Source organism: Thermus antranikianii DSM 12462 (genome assembly GCF_000423905.1).
GTDB lineage: Bacteria > Deinococcota > Deinococci > Deinococcales > Thermaceae > Thermus > Thermus antranikianii.
Genome location: NZ_AUIW01000015.1, coordinates 34281 through 43591, shown reverse-complemented (window position 1 = coordinate 43591; position 9311 = coordinate 34281). Strand labels below are relative to the sequence as shown.

14 protein-coding genes are annotated in these 9311 nt (G+C 65.2%); 9 read left to right on the top strand and 5 right to left on the bottom strand.

The features are described from left to right. Positions 1-366: 366 nt before the first annotated feature. From rplU to rsfS, 7 genes are read left to right on the top strand one after another with little or no spacing between them, the layout of a single operon-like run. A complete protein-coding gene (rplU, locus tag G584_RS0109690) occupies positions 367-672 on the top strand; it encodes a 50S ribosomal protein L21 (RefSeq protein ID WP_028494451.1) in 306 nt (101 codons plus the stop codon). 3 nt (positions 673-675) lie between these two features. Then, positions 676-933, top strand: coding sequence for a 50S ribosomal protein L27 (rpmA, locus tag G584_RS0109685; RefSeq protein ID WP_015716231.1), 258 nt, complete (start codon positions 676-678; stop codon positions 931-933). Between the two features lie 18 nt (positions 934-951). Then, positions 952-2205, top strand: coding sequence for a GTPase ObgE (gene obgE / locus G584_RS0109680; protein ID WP_028494450.1), 1254 nt, complete (start codon positions 952-954; stop codon positions 2203-2205). 27 nt (positions 2206-2232) lie between these two features. After that, positions 2233-2793: a nicotinate-nucleotide adenylyltransferase gene (gene nadD, locus G584_RS0109675; RefSeq protein WP_028494449.1), complete on the top strand. Its 561-nt coding sequence runs from the start codon at positions 2233-2235 to the stop codon at positions 2791-2793. After that, on the top strand, positions 2768-3325 hold the full coding sequence (gene yqeK, locus G584_RS0109670; RefSeq protein WP_028494448.1) for a bis(5'-nucleosyl)-tetraphosphatase (symmetrical) YqeK: 558 nt from the start codon (positions 2768-2770) through the stop codon (positions 3323-3325). The genes nadD and yqeK overlap by 26 nt, the downstream gene beginning before the upstream one ends. Continuing rightward, a complete protein-coding gene (locus G584_RS0109665) occupies positions 3315-4412 on the top strand; it encodes an LCP family protein (protein ID WP_028494447.1) in 1098 nt (365 codons plus the stop codon). Before yqeK ends, G584_RS0109665 begins: the two co-directional genes overlap by 11 nt. A 6-nt stretch (positions 4413-4418) precedes the next feature. Next, a complete protein-coding gene (gene rsfS / locus G584_RS0109660) occupies positions 4419-4793 on the top strand; it encodes a ribosome silencing factor (RefSeq protein WP_051209237.1) in 375 nt (124 codons plus the stop codon). A gap of 17 nt (positions 4794-4810) precedes the next feature. Here the strand turns inward: rsfS and G584_RS0109655 are convergent, their stop codons facing one another. Then, positions 4811-5362: a Uma2 family endonuclease gene (locus G584_RS0109655; protein ID WP_028494445.1), complete on the bottom strand. Its 552-nt coding sequence runs from the start codon at positions 5360-5362 to the stop codon at positions 4811-4813. 6 nt (positions 5363-5368) lie between these two features. Continuing rightward, on the bottom strand, positions 5369-5650 hold the full coding sequence (locus G584_RS0109650; RefSeq protein ID WP_028494444.1) for a hypothetical protein: 282 nt from the start codon (positions 5648-5650) through the stop codon (positions 5369-5371). A gap of 21 nt (positions 5651-5671) precedes the next feature. Here G584_RS0109650 and panC point away from each other — a divergent pair, with 21 nt between their 5' ends. After that, a complete protein-coding gene (gene panC / locus G584_RS0109645) occupies positions 5672-6502 on the top strand; it encodes a pantoate--beta-alanine ligase (RefSeq protein WP_028494443.1) in 831 nt (276 codons plus the stop codon). Then, positions 6499-7608: a type IV pilus twitching motility protein PilT gene (locus G584_RS0109640; protein WP_028494442.1), complete on the top strand. Its 1110-nt coding sequence runs from the start codon at positions 6499-6501 to the stop codon at positions 7606-7608. The genes panC and G584_RS0109640 overlap by 4 nt, the downstream gene beginning before the upstream one ends. Here the strand turns inward: G584_RS0109640 and G584_RS0109635 are convergent. The 3 genes from G584_RS0109635 to G584_RS0109625 are packed head-to-tail and all read right to left on the bottom strand — an operon-like array spanning position 7605 to position 9297. Beyond that, on the bottom strand, positions 7605-8021 hold the full coding sequence (locus tag G584_RS0109635; RefSeq protein WP_028494441.1) for a PIN-like domain-containing protein: 417 nt from the start codon (positions 8019-8021) through the stop codon (positions 7605-7607). The two genes, G584_RS0109640 and G584_RS0109635, sit on opposite strands and share 4 nt — an antisense overlap. After that, a complete protein-coding gene (locus tag G584_RS13150; RefSeq protein WP_336298637.1) occupies positions 8018-8722 on the bottom strand; it encodes a DUF433 domain-containing protein in 705 nt (234 codons plus the stop codon). Before G584_RS13150 ends, G584_RS0109635 begins: the two co-directional genes overlap by 4 nt. A 41-nt stretch (positions 8723-8763) precedes the next feature. Next, positions 8764-9297 carry a Uma2 family endonuclease gene (locus tag G584_RS0109625; protein ID WP_028494439.1) on the bottom strand — a complete coding sequence of 178 codons (534 nt, stop codon included), beginning with the start codon at positions 9295-9297 and terminating at the stop codon, positions 8764-8766. Between the last annotated feature and the right edge of the window lie 14 nt (positions 9298-9311).

The window sequence follows — 9311 nt, the reverse complement described above, 5'->3', positions numbered from 1 at the left end:
CAGACCCAGCCGGAGCTTATTCGGAGCCACACTCTTTTTCACTGGTGGCCGGGGGGATGCTGAGGGAATGGATCGGGAGGATTTCATATTAGAAGTAAAGCCGGGGGATGAGGTGGAGTTTGTGATCCGAGGCGGGCAAGTCTTCCTCCGGCCCAGGCAAGAGGTTCCCTTGGAGAACCTCTTCGGTCGGCTCAAGGTAAAGGTCGCCTACCCGGGAGAGGTGGCGGAAAGGGAGGCGCGGGCACAGGCATGGGTTCAAGGCCTGAGAGGCCACCCGTCTTCTTGAGGCTCTATTGAAGGAGTGGGCCGAGTTGGGTATAGTAGAAAGCCGGTAGCCCCTTCGGGGGCTTTTGGGAAGGGGAAGCCATGTTCGCGATCGTCAAGACCGGTGGCAAGCAATACCGGGTGGAGCCCGGGCTGAAGCTTAGGGTGGAGAAGCTAAAGGCCGAGCCCGGGAGCCAGGTGGAGCTTCCCGTCCTTCTCCTTTCCGGGGAGAAGACGGTGGTGGGGGCTCCCTTCGTGGAAGGGGCCAAGGTGGTGGCCGAGGTGCTCGCTCACGGCAAGGGCAGGAAGATCACCATCTCCCGCTTCAAGGCCAAGGTGCAGTACCGCAGGAAGAAGGGGCACCGCCAGCCCTACACGGAGATCCTCATCAAGGAGATTCAGGGGTGAGCCATGGCACATAAAAAGGGTTTGGGTTCCACTAAAAACGGCCGGGACTCCCAGGCCAAGCGCCTTGGGGTGAAGCGGTATGGGGGCCAGGTGGTGAGGGCCGGGAACATCCTGGTCCGCCAGCGGGGCACCCAGTTCAAACCCGGCAAGAACGTGGGCATGGGCCGGGACTTCACCCTCTTCGCCCTGGTGGACGGGGTGGTGGAGTTCCAGGATAAGGGGCGGCTGGGCCGCTACGTGCACGTGCGTCCCTTGGCGTAGACCCAAGGGACGGCTTGGATGTTCCGGGATGTCCTGACCATCACCGTCGCCGCCGGTAAGGGGGGCGACGGTGCCATTTCCTTCCGCCGGGAGAAGTTTGTGCCCAAGGGAGGGCCCGACGGGGGGGATGGGGGACGGGGAGGGAGCGTGTACCTGCGGGCCAGGGGAAGCGTGGACTCCCTCTCGGAGCTTTCCAAGCGCACCTACAAGGCGGAGGACGGGGAGCACGGCAAGGGAAGCGGCCAGCACGGTCGGGCCGGGCAGGACCTTTACATAGAGGTGCCCCGGGGAACCCGGGTCTTCGATGTGGATAGCGGGGAGCTTCTCGGGGACCTCACGGAGGAGGGCCAGGTCCTCCTGGTGGCCAGGGGAGGGGAGGGAGGCCGGGGGAACATGCACTTCGTCACCCCTACCCGCCAGGCTCCCCGGTTCGCCGAGGCGGGGGAGGAGGGGGAGAGGAGGAGGCTTCGCCTCGAGCTCATGCTCATCGCCGATGTGGGTTTGGTGGGCTACCCCAACGCCGGCAAGTCCAGCCTGCTCGCCGCCACCACCCGGGCCCATCCCAAGATCGCCCCCTACCCCTTCACCACCCTCTCCCCCCACCTGGGGGTGGTGGAGGTGGGGGAAGAGGAGGGGGAGCGCTTCACCCTGGCGGACATTCCCGGGATCATCGAGGGGGCAAGCCAGGGGAAGGGCCTGGGCCTGGAGTTCCTGCGCCACATCGCCCGCACCCGGGTGTTGCTCTACGTTCTGGACGCCGCCGAGGAGCCCTTGAAGACCTTCCGCACCCTGCGCAAGGAAATAGAGGCCTACGACCCCGCTCTCCTCAGGCGGCCTAGCCTCATCGCCTTGAACAAGGTGGACCTCCTCACCCCCAAGGAGGTGGAGGAGAGGGTGGCGGAGCTGGCCCAGGAGGGGCTTCCCGTCCTCCCGGTGAGCGCCCTCACGGGGGAGGGTTTGGCGGCGTTGAAGGAAGCCCTCCTCAGCCTGGTGAAGGCTACCCCGGCCCCCGAGCTTCCCAGGCCAGCCCCCAGGGCTCTCGTGGAGGCAGGGGTGGAGGTGGTGCCTGTGGAGGAAGGAGTGTACGAGGTGCGCTCCCCTGCCTTGGAGCGGTACCTGAGCCGGCTCAAGGGGGATCTCTCCGAGGCGGCGGGCTACCTGCAGGAGGTCTTCCGGCGCCAGGGGGTGGAGGCGGCCCTCAAGGCCAAGGGGGTGCGGGCGGGGGATATCGTGCGGATTGCGGGGCGGGAGTTTGAGTACATCCCGGGATAAAGGCGGCTTGACCACGGAGGTTGAACCTTGCGCATAGGCCTTTTCGGCGGGAGCTTCGATCCCATCCACCTGGGGCACCTTTTGGCGGCGGCGGAGGCCCGGGCGGCCTTGGGGCTGGACCTGGTCCTCTTCGTGGTGGCGGCCCGCCCCCCCCACAAGACCCCGGTGGCCCCGGCGGAGGCCCGCTACGAGATGGTCCTCCTGGCCACGGCGGAGGAGAAGGGGTTCTTGGCCTCGAGGCTGGAGCTGGACCGGCCGGGCCCAAGCTACACCGTGGACACCCTAAGGGAGGCCAGGAGGCTTTTCCCGGAGGACGAGCTCTTCTTCATCACCGGGGCCGATGCCTACCGGGATGTCCTCACCTGGAAGGAAGGGCACCGGCTTCACGAGCTGGCCACCTTGGTGGCCGTGGCCCGGCCCGGCTACCCCTTGGAGGGGATGCCGGTGCCCGTGGTGCCTTTGCTGGTGCCCGAGGTGGGGATATCCAGCACGGAGATCCGGAGGCGGATCCGGGAAGGAGAGAGCATCCGCTTCTGGGTGCCCAGGCCCGTGGAGGTGTACCTTGAAAAGCACGGTTTCTACCGCTGAGCTGGAGGAGAGGGTAAAGGCCCTGGTCCGGCCGGAAAGGTGGGCGCACATCCAGAGGGTGGCGGCCCTGGCCCGGGAGATCGCCCTTAAAAACGGCCTGGACGGGGAGCGGGCTTACCTGGCGGGGCTTCTCCACGACGCCGCCCGGGACCTGGGGGAGGAGGAGCTCCTTAGGCTGGCCCCCCCGGAGAACGAGGTGGAAAGGGCCCATCCCCTTTCCCTCCACGGCCGGGCGGCCCGGGTTCTGGCCGAGGCCTGGGGGGTAGAGGACGAGGAGGTTCTGGAGGCGGTGGAGGGGCACGTGTACGGGGTGGACCCCCAAAACGGCCTGGGCATGGCCCTCTACATCGCCGACATCTCCGAGCCAGGCCGGGGGGTGAACGGGGAGATCCGGGAGCTCGCCCTTTCGGGGAGGCTCCTCGAGGCCTACCGCCTGGCGGTGGGGAACAAGGTGGCCTACCTCACCGCCAAGGGCGTCCCCCTGCACCCTAAGACCCTGGCCGTGTACCGCCGCTTGCAGGATGCGCCCTAGGCTTTCCCTCCTCCTCCTTTCCCTGGCCCTTTTCGCCCTCGGGGGGGTGCTCTCCTGGCCGCGGCCGGGGGAGGAGGAAGGAATACGGCCCAGGAGGGCGGGGGCCTTGCCCGAGATGGGGGTGGTGGTGGCGGCCCGGGACATCGAGTACTGCGGCTACCACACCCCATGCGGACCGGGAAGCCGCACGGACACCATCTTCTACGTGCGCCTAAGGGGAGGGGAGGCCAGGGCCTTGGCCATCCCCCGGGACCTCTATAGCCCGGTGGTGGGGGGCAAGATCAACGCCGCCTACGCCCGGGGCGGGGCGGAGCTTTTGAAGCGGGCGGTGGCGGAGGCCACGGGCCTGGTGGCGGAGAGGCACCTCATCCTCACCCTGGAAAGCGTGGCCCGGGTGGTGGACGCCGTGGGGGGGGTGGAGGTCTACCTGGAGCGCCCCATGCGCTACACCGACCGGGCGGCGAGGCTTTTCATCGACTTCCCCGCGGGAAGGCTTCACCTAAACGGGGAGGAGGCGGTGAAGTACATGCGCTTCCGCCACGACGCCCTAGGGGATTACGCCCGGTTGGACCGCATCAAGGGGGTGGTCTCCCAGGTGCTCAAGAAGGCCCAGGACCCCCGCACCTGGCCGGCCTTGGCCCTGGCCCTAAGGGAGGCCTGGCGGGAGCTGGACACCGACCTTTCCCTGGAGGAGGTTCTGGCCTATCTGCCCGGGGTCCAGGGCTTGCGGCTTACCCTTTCCACCCTGCCCACCCGGGATGGCGAGGGGACCTTCCTCCTGGTGGACGAGGAAGCCCGGGCCCAGGTCCTGGCCCCCTTCCTGGGGATGGCCCCGCCTTCCTCCCCGCCCCAAGTGCCCGTGCGCCTAAAGGGGGAAAGGAGCCTTATCCTTTGGGGCCAGGCCCTTCTTGCCCGGGAGGGAATCGAGGCCCAGGTGGAGGAGGCGGAGGTGGCGCAGAGCGCGGTCTACACCCAGGACCTCGAGGCCGGGGCCTACTATGCGGAGCTCTTCCACCTACCCCTTCTGGTCCCCCACCGGCCGGTTTTTGGGGTGGTGGTGGAGCTCGGGCGGGACCTGGTACAATAGGGCTAGATGGTAAAGACCCTCGGTCAGCACGAAGGGCTAGATTTGCGTAAGCAAGAGGCAGTGGAGCTGGTAGCGAGGATCAAGGATCTCCTTTGGGAAAAGAAAGCGGAAAACGTGGTGGCCCTGGACCTCCGGGCGGTGTCCGAGAGCCTGGACTACTTCGTCCTGGCCAGCGCCACCAGCGCCCCCCATCTCCAGGCCCTGGAGCGCCACGTGCAGGAGAAGCTGGAGGAGGAGGGGCTTCGCCCCAGGCCCACGGAGGGGCAGAGCCCCCGCTGGGTGGTCCTGGATTACGGGGAGGTGGTGGTCCACCTCATGACCCCCGAGGCCCGGGAGTACTACGACCTGGAGGGGTTCTGGGCGGACGCCGAGAGGATATGAGGACCCAGGCCCTGGGCCTAGTCCAGGGCCGAGTAGATGGCTTCTAGGTCCAAGGACATGTCCAGGCAGGGCAGGGGCACCTGGCCGCCGGCGTAGCGCTTCAGGCTGAAGCCCTTCCCCTCGCGGAAATACCCTTCGAGGCCCTTCCTTTCCGGGTCCAGGAGCAGATAGGCCTGGAGGCTTTCCAGGCTCAGATAGGCCCGCATCTTCTCCCAGCGGTCCTGGGCCTCTGTGGAAGGGGAGAGGACCTCGAGGACCAGGCAAGGGCGTTCTTCCAAAAAGGGGTTTTCCCCTGGGGGGCCGCAAACCACCATGAGGTCGGGGTAGTAGACGGTGTCGGGGGCCACCTTGAGCTTGAGGGTTTCCGCGTGGACCCGGCACCCCTTTTCCCGGGCCCGGGGAAAAAGGGCCGCCACCAGGGCCACCACCAGGAGGTTGTGGCGGCGGCTGGCCCCGGCCATGGCCCTGGGGAAGCCCCGGACCAGCTCGTGGCGCACAGGGCTTCGGGCCTCCTCCTCCAGGTAGGCCTCGAGGGTCAGGGGGCGGCGGACCTCCGCGGGCTCGGCCATCTGCCCTCATTTTATCCGGGGTGGGGCTAAAGGCCCCATGATGAAGCGGTAGAAGAGGAGGTAGAACCCCAGGTAGACGAGGATTTGGAACCACATGCTCTGGGCCCAGGCGAGGCCCATGGCCCCGGCGAAGACGATGAGGGCGGTGGCCGCCATCACCACCAAGGTGGTGCGGAAGAAGAGGCCCGGGAAGTACTTGAGGGCCTCACGGAAGGTTTTGGGCCGCCTCTCCTCCCATTCCTTCAGGGCTTTCTTCTTGAGCTTTTCCTCGCGTTTCTTCTTGCCCACGGGGAAAGTATACTGAGCCCCGTGAAGGTGGCGCACACCGTGGCCGAGTTAAGGCAGGCCCTCCCCCGGGAGGGGGTGGGGTTTGTCCCCACCATGGGCTACCTCCACCGGGGGCACCTGGCCCTGGTGGAGAGGGCCCGGAAGGAGAACCCCTTTGTGGTGGTCTCCATCTTCGTGAACCCTCTGCAGTTTGGTCCCGGGGAGGACTACCACCGCTACCCCAGGGATCTGGAGCGGGACCAAGCCCTTTTGGAGGAGGCGGGGGTGGACCTCCTCTTCGCCCCCAGCGTGGAGGAGATGTACCCGGCGGGCTACTCCACCCGCGTCAGCGTGGAGGGTCCCCTCACCGCCCTTTGGGAGGGGGCGGTGCGCCCCGGCCATTTCCAGGGGGTGGCCACGGTGGTGGCCAGGCTTTTCCTCCTGGTGAGGCCGGACCGGGCCTACTTCGGGGAGAAGGATTACCAGCAGCTTCTCGTGATCCGCAAGATGGTCCGGGACATGGGCTTTCCCCTGGAGGTGGTGGGGGTGCCCACGGTGCGGGAGGAGGATGGGCTTGCCCTTTCCAGCCGCAACGTGTACCTTTCCCCAGAAAGGCGCAAGGAAGCCACGGTGCTTTACCGGGCCCTGCAGGCCATGCGGGAAGCGGCCCTAAAGGGGGAAGGCGTGGCCGAGGCCTTGAGAAGGGGGGAGGAAGTGCTTAAGGAGGTTCCCCAGTTTCAGCCTGACTACCTGGCCATCGTCCACCCCGAGACCCTCCTTCCCCTTTCCCGCTTTGTTCCCGGGGCCAGGGGGATCGTGGCGGGCCGCTTCCCTGAGGTGCGCCTGATCGATAACCTGGAGGTGTACCCATGAGCGAGGCTTCTCCCCAGGAGGGCAAGCAGAGCCTCTTGGAGATGCTCAAGGCCATGGTCCAGGCCCGGGCCTCGGACATCCACCTGCAGGCGGGGGCCCCGCCCGTGATCCGGGTGGACGGGAAGCTGAAACCCTTCGGCAACCGGCCCCTGACCCCCAAGGACCTCGAGGCCATCGCCAAAGCCCTCCTCACCCCGGAGCAGTGGGAGGAGGTGGAGTACCGCAAGGAGCTGGACTTCGCCTACACCATCCCCGGGGTGGCCCGCTTCCGCTGCAACCTTCTGAGGCAGAGGGGAAGCTTCGGCTTGGTGATGCGGGTGGTCTCCGAGGTCATCCCCAGCTTCGAGGCCCTGGGCCTGCCCCGGGAGGTGATGGAGGGGCTCGCCGCCAAGGAGCGGGGGCTCATCCTGGTGACCGGGCCCACGGGTTCAGGGAAAAGCACCACCTTGGCGGCCCTCATCGACCACATCAACCTGCACTACGCCAAGAACATCATCACCATCGAGGACCCCATAGAGTTCTTGCACAAGCACAAGAAGAGCCTGGTGGTCCAGCGGGAGGTGGGGCTGGACACGGATAGCTTCTACTCGGGCCTCAAGTACGCCATGCGCCAGGACCCGGATGTGATCCTGATCGGGGAGATGCGGGACAAGGAGACGGTGGAGGCCGCCCTCATGGCGGCCCAGACCGGGCACCTGGTGCTTTCCACCCTGCACACCCTGGATGCGGCGAGGACCATCAACCGCATCATCGAGTTTTTCCCCCTGCATGAGCACCACCAGGTGCGCATCCTCCTGGCGGAGTCCCTTCTCGGCATCCTCTCCCAGCGCCTTCTGCCCCGGGCGGACGGCAAGGGGAGGGTGCTGGCCCTCGAGGTGCTGATCGCCACCCCCTACGTGCGGGAGCTCATCAAGGACGAGGACAAGACCCCCCAGATCAAGGAGGCCATGATGGAGGGCTCCATTCACGGGATGCGCACCTTCGACCAGCATTTGGTGGAGCTCTACACCCAGGGGCTCATCTCCCTGGAGGACGCCCTTTCCGCCGCCACCAGCCCCCACGAGTTCAGGCTTCTCCTCACCAAGGCCACGGGGCAGGCGTACTAGGGGCCTAGGTGCTTTAGACCATAGCGTTTTCTGTCTCCTTTGTGAATGACCTGGAATCGAGCCACAAAGGGAGGAGGGGTTTTGTTTATGAAGCGCTCAACTTGGGCTTGGGCTTTTGCAAATTCCTCAGCAACTTGAAGAAGCCAGCCCGACGTGCGCTGGCTGGGGTTGGGCAGGAGGATCACCCTAGCTCCATACACTAAAAGCATGGTCTTTTCTACCTTGTTGAAGCGGATCCTTTCGTCCAGAGTTAGGATCACCCACCCTTGTTGGCTTACATGGGGGATCCAAACTTCATCTCGCTCTTCTTGCCGGAAGTGTTCATCGTGGAGCTCCACAGTAAGCCCGAGCTCTCGCAGTCGCATGGGGAACTTTCGGCCAAGATTCCGGTCGCAAAAATAGGTAGGCTTCACGCAGCCCTACCCTCGAAAACCACAGCTTCCTTTACGTCTTCCACGCTAAGGCCGTAGTCTTCGGCTAGGAACTCCGGGGTTTCGCCGGAATCGTAACGAAGCGCGATGATGCGGGTTCGAATGCCTTTCACCGTGGGCGCGCCGAAGGCTACTTCTGGGTCCAATACGATTCGGTCGCTACGTATTTGTCCGGCTACGGGAGGATGGAAGCGAAGAGGCCTTCCCCAGACATCCCGATCTACCCTGGCCAAATAGCGTTCCAGGATTTCCTCTAGGGCTAGCTGACCAGAACGGGTTAAAGACAGCAATCCCTCGGGATCCTTAATGAAAACATCCCCTAGGCCGGTTTTCAGGTCAAGCAGGAGCGGGCGGGTGACTCCTAGATGTTCCTTGGCATACTCCACCATGCGGCGGATTTTGGCCATGGAGATGCGATGTTCCTCTCTTAATGCGGCGAGGACATTGGCTTCCACCAAGTTGTGAAAGGAGAGGAGGGAGCCTCCTTGCGGAGGGACAATCAACGGGGTAGACCATTTTTTCCCATGATGGGTAGCGTAGCCTCGCCCGCGCACCCAGGTGTGCAGGGTGGCTGGGGGAATGCCCAGGTAACGGGCAGCTTCGCGCAGGGTATAGAGGGGGCGGTCCCGAGGATCCAAGCTGAGCACTTCGCCTTCAAGGTGCGGACTTTGCCCGTGACCCATCTCCCTCCTTTTGGATTTCCGCTCGCCCATCGGTCACCAGATTACCACGCACTTAGGGTCAGCCAGGGAATGCGCACCCCAGGGAAGTGGAGGGGTTCGGCTTCCTCGCCAGGAAGAAGGATGCGGTGTTCCGTGTAAAGGCCCTCCTTGGGATGGCGGAAGACGTGGAGGCGGTTTTCCGAGAGGTCGAGAATCCACACCTCGGGGATTCCCGAGCGGGCATAAAGGGGAAGCTTCACGTTCCGGTCGCAGTCCAGGCTGGACTCGGAAACCTCCACCAGGAGCAGGATGTCCTCGGCGCTGGGGAGGGCCTCCCAGTAGTCCTTGGGCTTGAGGAGGGCGATATCGGGCTGGGGTTCGGAGCCCGGGGGCAGGCGCACGGGATTTTGCGGCCATACCAGGGCCTGGTTCCCCAGAGCCTCCGTGAGCCGCTTAACCAAACGGGCTACGACCAACGCATGCTTCGGACCGATAGGGCTCATCTGGTACACCTCCCCGTCCAGAAGTTCCACCCCCGTGACCCCCTGGAAGAGGCGCTCGAACTCCTCAATGCCAAACCGGTACCGCTGGGCCATAGCCCTAGCGTAGC